16 protein-coding genes and 1 pseudogene are annotated in these 17958 nt (G+C 45.1%); 7 read left to right on the top strand and 10 right to left on the bottom strand.

Going from position 1 to position 17958, the window contains the following annotated elements:
- Window positions 1–74: 74 nt before the first annotated feature.
- On the bottom strand, window positions 75–1289 hold the full coding sequence (locus tag MN210_RS04830) for an RtcB family protein (RefSeq protein WP_338412653.1): 1215 nt from the start codon (window positions 1287–1289) through the stop codon (window positions 75–77).
- 812 nt (window positions 1290–2101) lie between these two features.
- Here MN210_RS04830 and MN210_RS04825 point away from each other — a divergent pair.
- Window positions 2102–2494, top strand: a complete 393-nt coding sequence (locus tag MN210_RS04825) for a CDI toxin immunity protein (RefSeq protein ID WP_338412652.1) — start codon at window positions 2102–2104, stop codon at window positions 2492–2494.
- Window positions 2495–2627: 133 nt separating this feature from the next.
- Here the strand turns inward: MN210_RS04825 and MN210_RS04820 are convergent, their stop codons facing one another.
- From MN210_RS04820 to MN210_RS04800, 5 genes are all read right to left on the bottom strand, one after another.
- Window positions 2628–2930, bottom strand: a complete 303-nt coding sequence (locus MN210_RS04820) for a hypothetical protein (protein WP_338412651.1) — start codon at window positions 2928–2930, stop codon at window positions 2628–2630.
- 242 nt (window positions 2931–3172) lie between these two features.
- Window positions 3173–3622, bottom strand: coding sequence for a DUF6691 family protein (locus MN210_RS04815; protein ID WP_241879373.1), 450 nt, complete (start codon window positions 3620–3622; stop codon window positions 3173–3175).
- Between the two features lie 65 nt (window positions 3623–3687).
- Entirely contained in the window at window positions 3688–4179 is a 492-nt protein-coding gene (locus MN210_RS04810; RefSeq protein WP_425605635.1) for a YeeE/YedE family protein, read from the bottom strand.
- A gap of 42 nt (window positions 4180–4221) precedes the next feature.
- Entirely contained in the window at window positions 4222–4593 is a 372-nt protein-coding gene (locus tag MN210_RS04805) for a metalloregulator ArsR/SmtB family transcription factor (protein ID WP_425605634.1), read from the bottom strand.
- A 318-nt stretch (window positions 4594–4911) separates the two neighbouring features.
- Complete coding sequence (locus MN210_RS04800; protein WP_049750986.1) at window positions 4912–5703, bottom strand: UTRA domain-containing protein; 792 nt, start codon at window positions 5701–5703, stop codon at window positions 4912–4914.
- Window positions 5704–5950: 247 nt separating this feature from the next.
- Between MN210_RS04800 and hutU the strand changes: the two genes are divergently transcribed.
- The 5 genes from hutU (at window position 5951) to hutI (ending at window position 13613) form a co-directional block, all read left to right on the top strand.
- A complete protein-coding gene (hutU, locus tag MN210_RS04795) occupies window positions 5951–7672 on the top strand; it encodes a urocanate hydratase (protein ID WP_241879371.1) in 1722 nt (573 codons plus the stop codon).
- Between the two features lie 243 nt (window positions 7673–7915).
- Window positions 7916–9307, top strand: coding sequence for a YjiH family protein (locus MN210_RS04790; RefSeq protein ID WP_338412650.1), 1392 nt, complete (start codon window positions 7916–7918; stop codon window positions 9305–9307).
- 163 nt (window positions 9308–9470) lie between these two features.
- Complete coding sequence (gene hutH, locus MN210_RS04785; protein WP_338412649.1) at window positions 9471–11030, top strand: histidine ammonia-lyase; 1560 nt, start codon at window positions 9471–9473, stop codon at window positions 11028–11030.
- Window positions 11031–11085: 55 nt separating this feature from the next.
- Complete coding sequence (hutG, locus tag MN210_RS04780) at window positions 11086–12180, top strand: formimidoylglutamase (protein WP_241879368.1); 1095 nt, start codon at window positions 11086–11088, stop codon at window positions 12178–12180.
- 80 nt (window positions 12181–12260) lie between these two features.
- Window positions 12261–13613 (top strand): imidazolonepropionase, encoded by a 1353-nt coding sequence (gene hutI / locus MN210_RS04775; protein ID WP_338412648.1) that lies wholly within the window; start codon window positions 12261–12263, stop codon window positions 13611–13613.
- A gap of 142 nt (window positions 13614–13755) precedes the next feature.
- Here the strand turns inward: hutI and MN210_RS04770 are convergent, their stop codons facing one another.
- The gene (locus tag MN210_RS04770; RefSeq protein ID WP_110816361.1) at window positions 13756–14346 is read right to left on the bottom strand and encodes a YhgN family NAAT transporter; all 591 of its coding nucleotides are present in this window, start codon (window positions 14344–14346) and stop codon (window positions 13756–13758) included.
- A 456-nt stretch (window positions 14347–14802) separates the two neighbouring features.
- Between MN210_RS04770 and MN210_RS04765 the strand changes: the two are divergent.
- Window positions 14803–15330, top strand: a pseudogene (locus tag MN210_RS04765) (HPP family protein); the annotation flags it as partial.
- Window positions 15331–15422: 92 nt separating this feature from the next.
- On the opposite strand, the gene MN210_RS04760 reads toward MN210_RS04765, so the two are convergent.
- Genes MN210_RS04760 through cobT form a run of 3 tightly spaced genes read right to left on the bottom strand, consistent with a single transcriptional unit; the run spans window position 15423 to window position 17955 of the window.
- A complete protein-coding gene (locus MN210_RS04760; protein ID WP_338412647.1) occupies window positions 15423–16034 on the bottom strand; it encodes a histidine phosphatase family protein in 612 nt (203 codons plus the stop codon).
- A gap of 11 nt (window positions 16035–16045) precedes the next feature.
- On the bottom strand, window positions 16046–16840 hold the full coding sequence (gene cobS, locus MN210_RS04755; RefSeq protein WP_338412646.1) for an adenosylcobinamide-GDP ribazoletransferase: 795 nt from the start codon (window positions 16838–16840) through the stop codon (window positions 16046–16048).
- A 5-nt stretch (window positions 16841–16845) separates the two neighbouring features.
- A complete protein-coding gene (gene cobT, locus MN210_RS04750) occupies window positions 16846–17955 on the bottom strand; it encodes a nicotinate-nucleotide--dimethylbenzimidazole phosphoribosyltransferase (RefSeq protein ID WP_338412645.1) in 1110 nt (369 codons plus the stop codon).
- Window positions 17956–17958: the final 3 nt, after the last annotated feature.

Below are 17958 nucleotides of genomic sequence, written 5' to 3'. Positions count from 1 at the left end.
GAAATCGAGTGCTGATGTACGCCGAGTACTTCAAGCGAGATTGACAACGTAGCAGGATGAAAGAGTATGAATAACTATCCCTTCACACAAAGTACCTGCTTTAGCGTATGCACCACTTCAACCAAATCTTTTTGATTGTCCATTACCTCATCGATGTCTTTGTAAGCACCCGGTATTTCATCGAGTACGCTTTTGTCTTTTTTGCATTCAACGCCGTCAGTTTGCGCTTTAAGCTCATCAACGGTGAAGGTTTTAGACGCTTTGGTTCGACTCATCTTACGCCCTGCCCCATGTGAGCATGAGCAAAACGACTCTTCATTACCAAGACCACGCACAATAAACGACTTAGCACCCATAGAGCCTGGAATAATACCCAGCTCACCCTCGTAAGCACTGATAGCGCCTTTGCGAGTGACATAGACGTTTTCGCCAAAATGCGTCTCTTGCTCCACATAGTTGTGGTGACAGTTAATGGCTTCTTTGGTCAGGGTAAAGGGCGGTAATCCTGCCTGCTTCGACTGCATCGCATTTAACACCAAGCGCATCATCTCTTTACGGTTTTGTACCGCATAATCCTGCGCCCACTGCACCGCTTCGACATAGTCATCAAAGCTGCTTGAACCTTCAGCAAAATAAGACAAATCTTTGTCAGGCACATGACCAAAGCGTGATTGATGCTCTTTTTTGGCCAAATTAATAAAATAGCGGCCGATACAGTTACCAATACCTCGGCTACCTGAGTGCAGCATCACCCACACATCGTTGTTTTCATCAAGACAAATCTCGATAAAGTGGTTACCACCGCCAAGTGTACCCAGCTGTTTGGCCCAAGTCCGCTCAAAACCCTTGAGCATTTTAAGCAACCCCGGGTGCTTATCGGTAATTGGCTTTAAGCGTTTACCTAACGGATCAAGGGTTGAGGCTTTGGCTGTGATTTGATTGTGCATATTAAAGCCAACCGGCACTTGCTTCTCAATCGCTGAGCGCACCGCTCTTAGACTGTCTGGCAAGTCTCTGGCAGTTAGCGAAGTACGCACCGCATTCATACCACAGCCGATATCGACACCCACTGCTGCAGGGATAATGGCGGATTTGGTCGGAATCACGCTGCCCACCGTTGCGCCTTTGCCCACGTGTACATCTGGCATCACTGCAATGTGTGAATGCACAAATTCTAGCTGCGCCATATTACGTAATTGCTGTATCGCCTCTTGTGCGATATCTTGGGTATATACCTTAACGGGTACACCCTTTTTACTGTTTTCATTCAAAATTAGCTGTATGCCCATTTTGTTATTACCTTTATTTTTAGTCGAATAAGCGGTTTAGAGCCATAGACTTGTTCAACCAAACTTATGCGTTTTGAATATGTTTTTTGTATTAAGCGTTATCGCGACTGGGTATTATTTGTTCGCTTGCTGTACGGTAGTTCCAGAGGCTTCACAAAATACACCCAGTCGCCTCTAAATATTAAATACTGTGCTTTGCGTAACGTAAGTCACAATAAAGAGGGTGAGACTGTGCTAAATAACAAACGCAAAAAGCCCACTAACCTAATGGTCAATGAGTTAAGACAATGCAAATTGAAATGTGACCAGTAGTTGGCCTAGAGAAATGATCGAGGTAGGATAAGCTTAGCTCAAGCTAACAACAACCGTACCGAGGTCATCACTCATTGTGTTTTGCGTCATCTGTAACACAGTTTTTTGAAACAAATACATACTGATTCCTCCGTAGGTTGTGGCCAAATACACACGTGTATCATGGCGTGGGTTGATAAAGTGAGTCGTATTATACGGGACAATCAAGTTAACCGCAAATTGATGATGAGCTGAGCTTAAAGGTTTGTACTAAAATGCTATCTTGAATATGGTATAAGTTAAGCTAATAGCTACAATGGTTTTAATAAGATAGTCTTAGTGTACTTAGTGAAGATTTAAGTCCCTAGTGAGGACTTGAATATTAGGCTGTAGGGTAGTAGAACCAATGGCTTGAGTTATCTAAATAATTGCAGTGTACTTGATGATGTACATAAAGCGAGCTTTTCAAGATTTAATCTAATTACTCTTAATTATCTTAAACAATTTAACAGGTCACTTGTATGAGTGTTTTATTCGACGAAGCTTTAGATGCTCTTAAAGAAGTTAGAGTGTTAGCAGATGATGAGTCTAGGAAAGTAATGGATCAGTTTGTTAGCTCATTTCCGATACGAACTAGTGGTAGCGGAGGAATCGACTGGAACAAGGTTGAGAAAAAAGTGTTATTAAGCTGTATAGAAGAGATTAGCAATCAAATAAACCTTACCTTATCAGATAGTTGTTTTGTTATCTGGAATGATGCAGCACACCCGATTATAGAGACGACTGTTGGAAGTATAGTAAAGGTTTTTGATGATGTTACAGCTGTAAGTTTTGATACATGGATATTCATCCCAAAAAATAATAATGTAATTGAAAGCACTCCCTCCAGCTTAAGAATGACTACATTTTTTTAGGATTTATCTGAATATCCTATTCGGGTTTGGAGTGCTATACAAGCATCTATCTGATAATTATAGGGTTGAAAGCATAAGTCATATTTAGCTTCGCTTGCTCAAAACAATTTAATAATTGTTAGATATAACAGTTTTAAACAATACGCATAGTTTCTATATACCCTGCTATAGGCTCTCTTTCTAAAAATAAAATCCAAGCCTTCGTAATGTCTTGCAGTTTAGTACGACTTACTTTAATACTCTGAAATTCATCATATAAAAAACTTAATCTCACCCCATCGTTACGTATTTCAGCAGAATAAGAATTACTACTTATATCAGCCTCATACGTCGAAGGGCTTTCTAGCGCTCTCAAGCATCCTTTCAAATATTCAATATGTGATTTTAGAGAAGCCCCTCCATTGTCTACTAAATATGATGCAATTAAACTTTCCATATCATCTTCTATTCTGTTAGGAAGAATTGTTGCATGCAAACTCTCAGAGTCAGGAAGTTTAAAATAGCAGAACGTAAAGATCATAATCTATTCTCAAAAATGCTATTACTGGGGGGTAGCCATAAACAATATATTCGTAAATATTTTTTATTCAGAGTGATGATTAACTAATAGGGCATACCCTATCAGAACCATTCAAGTGCTGCCTGTAGTTGGAAAATTGACGACCACTTGATTAGCACCTAGCTTTTAATTAACTTCGCATGTAACCAAAAACCTGCCAGCATCGCGACCACAAAAATCATCGACTCAATATAACCTGCAAATGCCGTCACCAATACAGGTGCAGGACAAAATCCAAGCATACCCCAGCCGATACCAAAAATAAGACTACCAATAGCCAGTTGCGGTGTAATCTTGGTCGCCGTAGGTAAATCAAAATTGCCTTTATCGAGCGCCCTCTCACCTTTAGCAATACGTGATTTGACATAAAAGAAAGTCGGCATGGCAACGGCAATACCACCGCCCATCACCAGACCGAGTGACGGATCCCAGCCATGAAATAGGCGTAAGAACCCAAGCACCTTCTCTGGATTAACCATGCCCGACACAATAAGGCCGACGGTAAATACAGCGCCCGATAATAGGCTGATAATTAACGTCATTGGATTGGTTTTATTTGATGTGCTCATAGTATTATCTCGATACATAGATACATAGATACAGATAGGTTTTACAATGGGAATAAAAGTCTTAGCTACACCATCGCAAATAAAGTGGCTGTGACAATACCGCTGAATAAAAACAAAACGGTTGCGGTAATTGAGCGACCTGACAGACGTGAAATACCGCAGATACCATGACCACTGGTACAGCCTGAGCCCAGACGTGTACCAAAGCCAACCAATAATCCTGCTACTATAATCTTCCAAAGCGGCTGCCCCATCTCAAGCTCTGGAAATCCAACCAATAAGCTATAAACCCAAGTGGTAATAGCCATCCCAATGACAAACATCAACTGCCAGCTAAAGCGAGGTAAGCTCACTAGGCTGCTTTTTAAAATACCGCTCATACCCATGATTTTACCAATACCGACAATCAGAATAGACGCTGCTAGACCAATCATAATACCGCCAATCAAGGCGCTCCACGGCGTAAAGTTTGCCATATCTATCCACGTGTGCATTTTATGTGATACTCCTAAAGTCGTGCGCTTGAGTTGTGTATAGGTGACTGCTTTGACTGACATATCTTGCGTTAAAATATCGCTTTAATCTGCACATTGCTGTGCTTATTTGGCACAAAAGCGCTGATACAAGACTTGCATGACGGCCAGCGCATCCTCACTGGCAATACTATAAAAAATCTGCCTACCCTCACGGCGGGTACTCACCAATCCGTTATCACGTAATACACCCAATTGCTGTGAAAGACTTGGCTGCTTAATACCCGTTGCCTGCTCTAAGTCACGCACACAAGCTTCTGATTCCACCAACTGACACAACAACAATAAGCGATCTGAATGCGATAACGACTTAAGTAAGGCTGAGGCTTTGGTCGCTGAAGCCTTGAGCGCTGCTATATCTAATTTGCCTGTATCTAGGTTAAGCACGTTGGTACGGTCATCTTGTTTGGATGCCTCATGTTCGATTGCATTTGACACAGTTAATATCTCCTTCGTAGACCAATCAAAGAAGTATTATATACAACCCACTCAGGTTACACAGAAATATATTATATAATTTTATATACTATTATTGCATAACTATATGCTCTTTGACTATATGTATCGCTAAATTATTTATGCCTCAGACTTTTTACAACCCAATAGACAGGTTAGTAACGGCTTTATTTGACTAAAAAAGGCCGACCTTAACCCGATTACCCACAAGGTCAAAGTCAGCCGAAGCGTTACTTATTTTGGCTTAAAAGAGCTGACACTGGCAGATATAAATGTCAGCAAAGCCAAACGCTAAAGTAGCTACAAGGTGCCAGAGATCTGATAACTGTCACCGGCATGCCACATATTAACAAAGGTAACCACGCGGCCGGCTGAGAAAGTCTGACGACTGAGCAATAATGCAGGGGCACCCACTGCCAAATCTAGAGCCTTAGCCACCGGCTTGGGCGCCGCCACCGCACGAATGGTATAGCTACCCCCTTGTAGTGGAGCCTGCTGTATCAGATAGTCGCTGGTATTGACCACACTGAAGTCTTGCTCGATAAATTGCGGCACTAATGAGGCATCTACCCAGCGCTCCTCGTATTGTAGCGGCTTACCATTGGCGATATGTACCAGCTTTACCTCATCAATAAGATCGGTGTCCTCTCGCCGCTCAAGACCTGTGGTCGGTGTCGGAGAGATATCCAGCATCGGCTGGGTTAATAATGCCAAGATTCGCGGACTGACTTCACTGGCAGCGACCCGGCGCTGACTGATGACTTGCGCACTATACTGCTTGCCTGTGGCTTTAATATCAGCGGCGATATTGCGCACTTCTACCACCGTATGGTTGTATTGCTGCTGCGCCACAAAGGTGCCCGAACCTTGCCTGCGATGTAATACTCGCTCCTCACTAAGCTCCTTTAACGCACGATTGACAGTCATTCGTGATACAGAAAATTTATCTGCTAAAGCGTGTTCCGTCGGAATGGCTTCTCCTGCCTGCCATTTTCCCGAATGAATATTTTTTAAAATGCTGTCTTTAATACGCTGATAGGCAGGCTTCGCTCTTGAATTAGACTTTGGCACCATTGTTTTCTTTTTTGACATGATAAAAGACTTATTTATTAAGGAAAGTAAAGAATACTCATCACAATGAGTGAACATCCATAAACATTGATATAGCGATAATAATACAATTTAGCCAATCACAACAAACTTAGTTATAAAAAATTTTACTATAAAAATAAAGGCACTCTTAAATTGGCCATAAAAAAAACTTGCATCCTGTTTTCCTTCCTGATAATTTGTATATACAAAATCTAAAATCTATTGTTCCAGAACCAAAGGACTGACCATGACTGACTATAAATTTACCCGCACTGACGAAAGCCGTGAAATTGCCTCCCCTACCGGATCAACGTTAAGCTGCAAAAGCTGGCTGACCGAAGCACCGTTTCGCATGATTCAAAACAACTTGCACCCCGATGTTGCCGAAAACCCAAAAAGTTTGGTGGTATATGGCGGTATTGGCCGTGCTGCGCGTAACTGGGAATGCTACGATCAAATTTTAGAGTCTCTAAAACAGCTTGAAGATGATCAAACCTTATTGGTTCAATCCGGCAAACCAGTCGGTGTGTTCCAGACTCATGAAGACGCGCCTCGTGTATTGATTGCCAACTCAAACCTAGTGCCTAAATGGGCAACTTGGGAGCACTTCAATGAGCTTGACCGTAAAGACTTGATGATGTACGGGCAGATGACTGCAGGCAGCTGGATTTATATCGGCACCCAAGGCATTGTCCAAGGCACTTATGAGACCTTTGCTGAAGCCGGTCGTCAGCATTATGGCTCAGGTGCACAAACTGCAAGTCCAGATAACTGGAAAGGTCGCTGGATTTTGACCGCTGGTCTTGGCGGTATGGGCGGCGCTCAGCCACTGGCAGCCACTTTTGCTGGCGCAGTATCTCTAAACATCGAATGTCAACAAACCAGCATTGATTTTCGTCTGCGTACCGGCTACGTCGATATGCAGGCCAAAGATTTAGATGACGCTTACGAGCTCATCAAAAAGCACACCGCAGCCGGTGATGCAGTTTCTATTGCACTACTTGGTAACGCTGCCGAAATCCTACCTGAGATGGTAAAACGTGCTAAAGATGGCGAGATTAAACCAGATTTGGTCACTGACCAAACCTCAGCACATGATTTAATTAATGGTTACTTGCCAGCAGGCTGGACAGTAGATGAGTGGAAAGCCGCTGCAGCCGATGACACGCAGCACCCAAGATTGGCCAAAGCAGCAGCAGAGTCTTGTGCGATTCATGTGCAGGCCATACTTGATTTCCAACAAATGGGGATCCCTGCGACCGACTACGGCAACAACATTCGCCAAGTTGCCTTTGATGAGGGCGTCAAAGATGCCTTTAACTTCCCAGGCTTCGTACCTGCGTATGTGCGTCCGTTATTCTGCCAAGGTAAGGGACCTTTTCGCTGGGTAGCCTTATCTGGTGACCCAGAAGACATCTACAAAACAGATCAAAAAATCAAAGAGCTGTTCCCAGAGAACAAACACGTGCATAACTGGTTAGATATGGCCAATGAGCGTATTAAGTTCCAAGGCCTGCCCGCCCGTATTTGCTGGCTTGGCTTAGGTGAGCGTGATAAAGCCGGCCTTGCCTTTAATGAGATGGTCAAAAATGGTGAGTTAAAAGGCCCCATCGTCATTGGCCGTGACCACTTAGATACCGGCTCTGTGGCCAGTCCAAACCGTGAGACAGAAAGCATGAAAGATGGCAGTGATGCGGTATCAGACTGGGCGCTACTTAACGGTATGCTAAACGTGGCTGGCGGCGCTACTTGGGTATCACTACATCATGGCGGCGGCGTGGGTATGGGTTACTCACAGCACTCTGGCATGGTGATTGTTGCTGATGGTACTGATGCCGCTGCCAAACGTCTGGCACGCGTCTTGGTCAATGATTGCGGCTCAGGTGTCATGCGTCATGCAGATGCCGGCTATGAGCTTGCCATCAAAACTGCCAAAGACTACGGCTTAAAGCTACCAATGATTAAATAACTATTTTTATCGACCTATGCCTTCATACTCTAAGCTTAATTTGTCTATAGACATAGGCAAGTTAAGCGACTATTTATACAAATTATACAAACCTCTGTATACAAAACTAAGTATGCAAATTAAGCAAACAAGCTTTCTGGTTAGCGTCCGTTATTACGCCGCTAAGCTGCTAACCAACAGCTTCTTATAAACCAGTGAGTCTAACAATTTTTAACTTATTGCTACAGACAAGGATTTGTCATCATGGAAGTCGATAAAAACGTTGAAATGTTTACCGTAGATCAGCAAGAATTACAGCCAGGCTCGTTAATCAGTGACGACCCAATTTTATCTCGGTCACGGGGCATCCTGCAGCTGATTGTTTTTAGTATTATTGGTATTACTACGTTTTTTATTCCATTTACCATTAATGATAAAAGCACCATTTTGTTTGATCATGCCGCCTCGTATTTGGTCAATGACTTACACGCTGTTGCAGTCGCATTATTATTTTTACTCATGGCTTATGGCGCCATCAAGCCTATTGTCACTGGTAAATATAAGGAAAACTTGACACATGCTATCTTAAGCGCTGCAAAGATTGCCGGATTAATATTAGGCAGCTTGTATGTACTGGGTATGGCGCCCGATGTCATTATGGAAAAAGACATGATGCCCTTCTTGTTTGAGAAGTTGGCGTTACCTGTGGGTATGATTGTACCTATTGGGGCTCTTATTTTAGCCTCACTGATTGGCTTTGGTTTGCTTGAGATGATTGGGGTGTTAATGCAGCCGATTATGAAGCCCATTTGGCGTACCCCAGGAACCTCTGCTATTGATGCTGTTGCCTCCTTTGTGGGCAGCTACTCAATTGGTCTTCTGATCACTAACCGCGTCTATCTTCAAGGCCACTACTCTACTCGTGAAGCCATTATCATTGCCACCGGCTTTTCAACCGTATCAGCCGCCTTTATGGTAATTGTGGCCAAAACCTTAGGCTTAATGGAGCTTTGGAACCTATTTTTTTGGTCTACCTTGGTCATTACCTTCATAGTCACTGCCATTACCGCCCGTATTCCACCCATTAGCCAAGAGCGTAATGATGATGCTGACCCTTCGGCGCAAGCTGTCGTAGATATTAAGGAAAACCGCTTAAGTGCAGCCCTTGAATTAGGCATCCAAACCTCAAGACGCTCAAGCAATATCCCCAAGATATTTTGGTCAAACTTTAAAGATGGCTTAGAGATGGCCGCCGCTATTGTCCCCTCTATTATTGCTGTGGGATTGGCCGGCTTACTATTAGATAAATATACTCCAGTCTTTGAGGTATTAGGCTTATTGTTGTATCCATTTACTTTGGTTGGTGGTTTGCCTGATCCTTTGCTTGCGGCCAAAGGCATATCAGCCGGCTTAGCTGAAATGTTCTTACCGGCATTACTACTTAGCGAGACAGATGTGATAACCCGCTACGTTGCCGGTGTGGTCTCTATTAGTAGTGTGCTGTTCTTTTCGGCGATGATTCCTTGTATATTGGCGACAAAAATTCCGTTATCTATCCCAAAAATGCTCATCATTTGGCTTCAGCGAACTATTTTAAGCATATTATTGGCTGCTGCCTTTGCTCATATTGCTATTGCTGCCGGATGGATAGCTTAAACTGTAACACAGCATGCATGACCATAATGCGCTAAGCTTCCCTGCGTAATTTAGGCCAACTCCTTGTATTTGGATGGCCTAAAATTAATTTGTCTTGCAAAATAAATAAAAAATAAAGCTTGGTATTAATGCCAAGCGATAACAATTTATAAAGGATTTTCTCATGCCCTCCACTCAAACCCTAAGCCTCATCCCGCGCAAGCTTACCTTCGCTCAGCTGCGCCAGGTTTATGATTCACCGGTACAAGTCAGTCTTGATGACAGTGCATACAAAGACATAGATGCCTCGCATGATTGCGTCAAAGAAATCATTGCCCGTGACAAGAGTGCTTATGGTATCAATACCGGCTTTGGACTGCTGGCCAAAACGCGTATCAGTGATGATCAATTGGGCTTATTGCAATACAACTTGATTGTGTCGCACTCTGTCGGCACCGGTGAGCGCTTAGAAGATGGTGTGGTACGTCTGATTATGGTCATGAAAGTGGCCAGCCTTGCCCAAGGCTTCTCTGGCGTGCGCCGTGAGGTGATTGATGGTTTAATCGGGCTGATTAATCACGATATTATTCCGCATATTCCTGCCAAAGGCTCAGTGGGCGCGTCAGGCGATTTAGCCCCGTTATCACACATGACCCTGACACTGCTAGGTCAAGGAACGTGTTATATCAATGGCAAAGAGATGTCTGCTAAAGACGCACTGGCACAAGCAGGCCTTGAGCCTGTCACGTTAGCAGCCAAAGAGGGCTTGGCCCTAATTAACGGTACCCAAGTATCGACTGCGCTGACCTTGCGTGGTTATTTCTTGGCCCGTGACTTAGTGGCAACAGCCACTGTGGTTGGGGCATTATCGGTCGATGCTGCGCGTGGCTCTGATTCACCCTTTGATGCCCGTATCCATGAGGTGCGTGGCCACCACGGCCAAATCCAGGTTGCCAAAGCACACCGCCGCTTAATCGCTGGCAGTGAAATTCGTGCCTCACATACCGAGAATGACGACCGTGTACAAGACCCTTATTGTCTGCGCTGCCAACCTCAAGTGGTTGGTGCGTGTCTAGATATTATTAATCAAGCAGGCAATACCCTACTTATCGAAGCCAATGCGGTCACCGATAACCCCCTAATATTTAGAAATGAAGATGGGCCAGTTGCCATTTCAGGCGGTAACTTCCACGCCGAACCAGTTGCTTTTGCCGCAGATACCTTAGCGCTTGCTATCGCTGAGATTGGCTCAATGTCTGAGCGCCGTGTGGCACTATTGATCGATGCCACACTAAATGGTGGCCTGCCGCCTTTCTTAGTCGATAACCCAGGCGTCAACTCAGGCTTTATGATTGCGCATGTGACCGCAGCTGCACTGGCCTCAGAGAACAAATCTTTGGCCCATCCTGCCAGCGTCGACAGCATTCCGACCTCTGCCAACCAAGAAGACCATGTGTCTATGGCCACCTTTGCTGGTCGCCGTCTATATGACATGGCACAAAATACCGCCACCATCGTCGGCATCGAGCTGTTGGCCGCTGGACAAGGGATTGATTTTCATAAAGGGCTGCAAACCTCAGAGCTGTTGACCAAAGCATATCAGCTGCTGCGTGAAAAAGTAAGCTTTTATGACAAAGACCGCTATCTTGCCCCTGATATCGAAGCGGCCAAACAACTGGTGTTGTCTGCTGCGCTCAATACGCACTGGTCTGAGCTGCGAGCTGACTGGTTTTTGCAAGACTAAAGCGTGTTAGCAGGCACTGCTTTAACCCTTATACTGACTTTTGCGAGTACTGATTATGTCGACCTCACACCCTAGCACTGATGATGTTAACCTTGGTGCCGAGCATATACCTTTTGATGCCAGCCTATGGACCGGACGTGCTGAGCCAGACGAGTCACAGCGGGCACTATACTGGTATCAAGTCGTGGTTGCCAGTCAAGCAGCCGATAACAGTGAGAATCACTCAAAAGTAACCTTAGTCGGTTTTGCTTGCGATCAAGGCGTGCGCCGTAATTTAGGCCGTGTCGGTGCTCGCCATGCGCCGCCTGCCATTCGTCAAGCGTTTGCTAAGCTGCCTATCACGCCTGTGCTGCAAGACACGTTTGACAAGGCTGACTATGGTACATTACTGGCTGATGCTGGTGACATTGTCTGTTACGACAATGACACTTTAATGCCTCATGTGCTTGAGCAAACGCAAGCCCTGTATAGCCAGCAGGTTGCCAAGATTATCAATCAAGGCAGCCTAGCCATAGGTTTAGGTGGAGGGCACGCCATTGCTTATGCCAGTTATATGGGATTATGGCAGGCATTAAATGGTCAGTCTGAGTCAAATAGCCCTAAAGAATCAAATAGCCCTAAGATTGGTATTATTAACTTCGATGCGCATTTAGATATTCGCAATGCACCAAACGGCACCTCTGGTACACCGTTTCGCCAAATTGCCGAGCACAATCAAGCACATGATCAGCCCTTTTATTACTGCGCTATTGGTATTAGTCAGTTCTCTAATACCGCGGCTTTATTTGACAGAGCCGATGAGCTTGGCGTCACCATTATTAGTGACGACACCTGTGCGCGAGACAGTTGGGATACGATTGATAAGCAGCTTAAGCAGTTTATCGATCAAGTAGATGTGCTATACGTCACCATTGATATGGACGCCTTCCCCGCCAGCATTGTGCCTGGCGTGAGCGCCCCTGCGGCCAAAGGCATCTCTCTTGACTTTGCCGAACGCTGTCTTGAGGTTATATTTACAAGCGGTAAAGTAAAAATGGCTGATTTTGCTGAAATAAACCCCACTTATGACATTGATGGTCGCAGCTGTAAAGTAACAGCACGTCTGTTGGCGCTGATGATTCAACATCATTTGTTATTGCCTGCCACTTAATAAGTCGTATACAAACCCATTTATCCATTTATCCATTTATCCATTTATCCATTTATCCATTTATCCATTTGGAGTCTCACATGGCATCCTCAATGATTAAAGATTTTCCAGAAGATTTTGATACCCTGATTTTACATGCCAATATTGCCACGTTCTCGGAGCAATATGGTTTTGATAGAGCATTGGCAGTGGCCAACGCTGACCCATCAGCGTCCTCAAAACCGCATAGCCCTTATGGTCAGATCATAGATGGTGCATTGACGATTAAAGAGGGCAAAATCAGCTGGATTGGCGACAGTCAAAGTGCCTTAAACAGCACAGCTTATCATCACGCCATTATGCAGCCCGATGCTGATGACAAAATCATTTATGCCAATCGCCAATGGTTATTGCCTGGTCTTATCGACTGCCATACGCATCTGGTATACGGCGGCAACCGCAGCAATGAATTTGAAGCACGTCTGCAAGGTGTCAGCTACAAAGAAATCGCTGACAATGGCGGCGGTATTGTGGCAACGGTAACCGCTACTCGTGAGGCGGATTTTAATACATTGTACGCCCAAACTGAGCGCCGCTTGCAAGCACTGCTTACTGAAGGTGTGACTACGATTGAAATTAAATCAGGCTATGGCCTTGATTTGGATACTGAGCGTAAAATGCTGCAAGTAGCACGTCAACTGGGTGAAGATTACAACATCACAGTCAAGACCACCTATCTTGCTGCTCACGCCTTACCGACTGAGTATAAAGACAAAGAAAACGGCTCTGATGAGTACATTAATGCGGTGTGTGAGTGGCTGCCTATTTTGCATAACGAGGGCTTAATCGATGCGGTCGATGGCTTTGTTGAAAATATCGGCTTCACCACTGAGCAAATGGCTAAAGTATTTGATGTGGCCAAGTCATTAAACCTACCGGTTAAATTACATGCTGAGCAGCTCAGCGATATGGATGGTAGCGGCTTGGTTGCTGACTATAATGGCTTATCGTCCGACCATCTTGAGTATTTATCTGAACAAAATGTACAGAAGATGGCCGAGCATGACGTGGTGGCAGTGCTGCTACCTGGGGCATTTTATACCCTAAAAGAAACCCAGCTGCCGCCTATGCAGGCGCTATATAAGCACAATGTGGCAATTGCACTCTCAACAGACTGTAACCCAGGGACCTCCCCCTTAACATCGCTACTAATGACTCTTAACATGGGCTGTACCTTGTTTGCTATGACTCCCGAGCAAGCATTAGCAGGGATTACTACGCATGCTGCTAAAGCATTAGGCTTAGACAACAAAGGCCGGATTGAAATCGGTCTAGATGCCGACTTAACCTTATGGGATATCGAACGCCCTGCTGACCTTGCCTATCAAATGGGCCTAAATCCATTAGAGATGACTGTGATAAATGGTCAGGTGAAGTCAACGAACTTGGCTTAAAGTTCGGTCTTATATTTATAGAGACAGAGCGTGAGACGGTCATACCGACAATCAGCTCTCTAATAAAAAAACCTCGCTAATGAGTATTAGCGAGGTTTTTATTTAACTGACTCTCAGTTAGTTCATAAATGCTGGTTATCAACTAGTTCATAAATGACGCAAAGCCATTTAATAACATCTGTACCGAAATTGAGATTAGAATCATCCCCATCAAGCGCTCAATGGCTTTTAGACCACGATTACCCAGCACTTTGTACAGCTTGGTTGAAAAGAACAAGATAACTGCCGAGACAAACCACGCCAAAAGTAGGGCCACTAACGCCTTCGGGATACTCTCTGGGTTTTTTTCAGTCAATAAAATCAGCGTGGCCAAAATAGAAGGCCCAGCAATTAAGGGAATGGCCAAAGGCACAATAAATGGCTCACCGTCTACGTCATCTTCATCGCCCATGACTGAACCACGGTTCGGAAAAATCATACGAATGGCGATAATCATCATCACCAAACCGCCACCAATAGCAACCGCTTCAGTACTAAGCCCCAAGGTATGTAGAATACTGCCACCTGCAAATAAAAACAGGACCATAAGCACTAAGGCTATCAGTAGCTCTCTGATAATAATAAATCTGCGCCTTTGCTCTGGCACCTTATCAAGTACCGATAAGAAAATGGGAATATTCCCCAATGGATCCATAATCAAAAACAAAGTTAGTGCGGTGGCGTAAATCTCCATACTGCTCCTTAGTGTTCTTTATAACCGGCAAAAACAGCGGTCTTAGATCTTAATCTAAGACCGCTGTTGCTTGTTTAGGCATTAAATAGATAGTCGCGCTTCGGCTTTTGGATAAAAAGCATGTGCTCATAAGCCAATAAAAATCTCAATATTTTGAGCCATGCACGCAGCTATCTGCCCTATTTTTATGCCCATTTTCAGGCTGAAATAATAACAAAAAAAAGCAGCGCTATGCTGCCTATGTGTCCATTATTATTCCATAAGTGACTTTTATGCTCCCATTAAGGCATATTTATCCATCTACTGCGCCTTGATGTGTTGTGCTAATATTTGCCACCCAGTTAAAAATATTTCAGGTTATACCTATTACGATGAAATTTTTTAATCTGAAAATATTTCAATTTGAAAGCGTTTTAATTAAAAGCTTAGCGCATGATGTTTGTTTTAGGGGTGTGTATGCATTTTTTATTTGATAGGGCCGAAAAACTACCTGAAAATGCCAGTGCCATAGATTTATTACGCTCATTAATAGGCGGCACCTTAGGGATTTTAATCCTATTGTTACTTACCCAATATACCGGCAACCTAATGATTATGGCCCCCTTTGGTGCCACCTGCGTCTTACTCTTTGCTGTCTCTCACTCCCCTTTGGCCAAGCCGCGTAACGTCATATTTGGTCATTTGATTGCAGCCTTTGTGGGATTGGTATTCTTAAAATATATTGGCACCTCTATCTTTGCCATCGCCTTCGCCGTTGGCTTATCGATCTCATTGATGCACTATTTTAAATGCATCCATCCCCCTGCTGGCGCCACCACCTTAGTGGTGCTATTGACCGCGCAAACCACGCATTATGACTGGGGCTTTTTAATCATGCCCGTCTTGGCAGGCTCTGTAGCGCTCATTGTCGTGGCTCTTATTGTGAACAATATCAAACCCAATCAAAAATGGCCGGCTTACTGGTTTGCCTTAGTAAAAACCCGCATTGAACATCACATTGAGCATCATGCAGACACTCACTTTATCGAAGAGCAAATTGAGGCACAAAACCCACAACCTCAAATGCGCCGTCAAGGTTAAAACTTAAAACAGCTCAATTGGCCGTGACCGACAGACCGCGGCCAGTGTGCTGCTTGAGTAGGCGGCTGTTGACCTTGTTGAATAAATTTTGCGCTACTAATCCAGCCAGCATGCCCCACGACTAAGACTGCCTGATGCAAGACTGTCTGGTGCGTGACATTAAGCCTAGCATGAGTAGTAACATCAATATTCAGCTCAGCTTGGGTCTGCTTTTGCTGCTCAATCCAAGCCGCCACTCGCTCAAATAACTGGCGTAGGCTCTCACCGCCTGGGGGTGCAAAATCCGCAAAATGCTCACACCACTGATCAATCTCATCTTTGCTAATGTCTGACCAAAGCCTACCTTCCCAAGCACCAAAATGGGTCTCGAGCAGTTGAGCATCGACGTGACATTCAAAGCCTTGTGCTGCTAAATACTCACCCACTTGCTTGGAGCGCTGTAAGGGACTCACCCAAATTCGCTTAGGCAATTGATTGACTCTAACAAAGCGCAGAATTTGATGCGCCAGTCGCTTTAATTTGCGCCTATCAACCATAACCTCATGTTGACCAAAGCACAGCCCTTGCACCTGCTTTGGTTTAGGATGGCGCCAGATGTATAATTGCATAAGAGAAACATCTATCCGGTAAAATTGGCCGCTAGACCAGCATAAATAGCAATCTCAGTGATTTGCTGAGTGGCTCCTAAGCCATCACCGGTATAGCCTTGCAAGCGTCTTTTAAGCAAACGGTACATATGGGTCACCCCAAGTAGGGCAAATATGAATGCCAGCACCCATTGCTTTAAGCTGATACTGTGCATAGCTTGTGGCAGCAACAAAGGCAGTAGCAGACCAATAAGTATCAGCCACAGCGCACTTGCCAGCCACTGCTTAAATGTCATTTGCTGCGCCATGGGCTTGGCCTTGGCGTGCTCTATTTCACCGCCATAAGGCAGCAGCACTATCAGCGAGGTACACAACAGGCGCGAGGCACTGTGGGCGACAATCAAAGCCACCACGGCTGTCATAACCGGCATTGCCGCAAGCAGACTCACTTTTAATAACAAAGCACACACCAAGCCTAGGGTGCCATAAGTACCAAGACGAGAGTCTTTCATAATGGTTAAGGTGCGTTCTCGAGTAAGCCCGCCGCCAAGCCCATCACAAGTATCCGCCAGCCCATCTTCATGAAAAGCGCCCGTCAGTTTAATGCCAAAGGTGGTGCTGGCGATGGCTGCTACCAAAGGGGGAAACCCCAAGCTCACTGCCCAAAACACAGCGGCGCAAAGTATGCCCACCAATAGCCCGACACCCGAAAAATGACGGCTGCTTTGATGTAACCAGTCAGGCTGATAATCATCCATTTTTACAGGAATACGGGTCAAAAACTGAGTAGCAACCTGTAATAAGCGCCACTCGTGCTTAACAGACATTGGTGTTATTGCCCATCACTAGTGGCCACAACTGCAGCTATATTGGCTTGTGAACCTGGCTCACTTTGCGTACTAATCCCCGCATCACTAAAGCTTGCCATCTCATTGATAATGGCGCACGCTGATTGCAATAAAGGATACGCCAGCGCCGCACCACTGCCCTCGCCCAATCGCAACTCAAAGCCCAGTAGGGGCTCAGCATCTAGCGCCGCCAACATCCTGCTGTGGCCAGGCTCTACCGACTGATGGGCAAATATCGCAAATTGGGCCACACCGGGTACCAAACGCTCTGCGACCAGTAGCGCACTGCTGGCAATAAAACCATCTATTAATAAAATACGTCGGTCACTGGCCGCTTGGATAAAGGCGCCGGCCATCATGGCAATCTCAAGCCCGCCCACAGCCGCCAACACTTCAAGTGGCGTGGTCACGTGCTCATAACGCTGCAATACTTGGCTTAGCACGTCAACTTTGTGCTGTAAGCCAGCATCATCAAGTCCCGTACCACGGCCAACACACTGGGCAATAGGTATATCTTCTAGCTTGGCGAGCAGTAAGCTTGCTGCTGAGGTATTACCGATACCCATCTCACCTGCAATAAACAGATTACCTTTTAGAGACTTGGCAACCTGCATACCTGCCTTAAGCGCTTCGATACATTCTTCACTATTCATGGCCGGTTCAGTGAGCGCATCACGGCTCCCCAGGCGCACTTTGTAATCCAAAAGCTGCGGATGATGGTCTACCCCATATTCAGCAAAGTTAGTGGCCACGCCCGCATCGACCACCTTGAGCTCAATATTATGCTGACGAGCCAGCACATTAATTGCCGCGCCCCCTTTTAAGAAGTTGAGCACCATTTGCGCCGTTACCTCACTAGGGAAAGCCGAGGTACCATGTTTGGTTAACCCATGATCAGCGGCGAACACTCGAATGTGCGGGCTAACAATCTTTGGCTGCGTTGTCCCTTGGATAAGCCCGATTTTTAGCGCTAGCGTTTCTAGCCGGCCCAGTGCACCAAGTGGCTTGGTTTTGTTATCCAGAAGCTGCTGTAGATCAGCTGCCAATTGAGGATTATCGATATTAGCAATAGCGGGGAAGTTTAAGCAGTCCAAGGT

The organism is Psychrobacter raelei, from assembly GCF_022631235.3.
GTDB lineage: Bacteria > Pseudomonadota > Gammaproteobacteria > Pseudomonadales > Moraxellaceae > Psychrobacter > Psychrobacter raelei.
The sequence above is the reverse complement of the archived record's forward strand: the minus strand, read 5'-3'. Positions and strand labels throughout refer to the sequence as shown.

What these genes read in the sequence shown, in the direction of transcription:
- MN210_RS04830 (WP_338412653.1), bottom strand. Translation starts at nt 1,289, where the DNA reads ATGGGCATACAGCTAATTTTGAATGAAAACAGTAAAAAGGGTGTACCC.
- MN210_RS04825 (WP_338412652.1), top strand. Translation starts at nt 2,102, where the DNA reads ATGAGTGTTTTATTCGACGAAGCTTTAGATGCTCTTAAAGAAGTTAGA.
- MN210_RS04820 (WP_338412651.1), bottom strand. Translation starts at nt 2,930, where the DNA reads ATGGAAAGTTTAATTGCATCATATTTAGTAGACAATGGAGGGGCTTCT.
- MN210_RS04815 (WP_241879373.1), bottom strand. Translation starts at nt 3,622, where the DNA reads ATGAGCACATCAAATAAAACCAATCCAATGACGTTAATTATCAGCCTA.
- MN210_RS04810 (WP_425605635.1), bottom strand. Translation starts at nt 4,179, where the DNA reads ATGTCAGTCAAAGCAGTCACCTATACACAACTCAAGCGCACGACTTTA.
- MN210_RS04800 (WP_049750986.1), bottom strand. Translation starts at nt 5,703, where the DNA reads ATGTCAAAAAAGAAAACAATGGTGCCAAAGTCTAATTCAAGAGCGAAG.
- hutU (WP_241879371.1), top strand. Translation starts at nt 5,951, where the DNA reads ATGACTGACTATAAATTTACCCGCACTGACGAAAGCCGTGAAATTGCC.
- MN210_RS04790 (WP_338412650.1), top strand. Translation starts at nt 7,916, where the DNA reads ATGGAAGTCGATAAAAACGTTGAAATGTTTACCGTAGATCAGCAAGAA.
- hutH (WP_338412649.1), top strand. Translation starts at nt 9,471, where the DNA reads ATGCCCTCCACTCAAACCCTAAGCCTCATCCCGCGCAAGCTTACCTTC.
- hutG (WP_241879368.1), top strand. Translation starts at nt 11,086, where the DNA reads ATGTCGACCTCACACCCTAGCACTGATGATGTTAACCTTGGTGCCGAG.
- hutI (WP_338412648.1), top strand. Translation starts at nt 12,261, where the DNA reads ATGGCATCCTCAATGATTAAAGATTTTCCAGAAGATTTTGATACCCTG.
- MN210_RS04770 (WP_110816361.1), bottom strand. Translation starts at nt 14,346, where the DNA reads ATGGAGATTTACGCCACCGCACTAACTTTGTTTTTGATTATGGATCCA.
- MN210_RS04760 (WP_338412647.1), bottom strand. Translation starts at nt 16,034, where the DNA reads ATGCAATTATACATCTGGCGCCATCCTAAACCAAAGCAGGTGCAAGGG.
- cobS (WP_338412646.1), bottom strand. Translation starts at nt 16,840, where the DNA reads ATGTCTGTTAAGCACGAGTGGCGCTTATTACAGGTTGCTACTCAGTTT.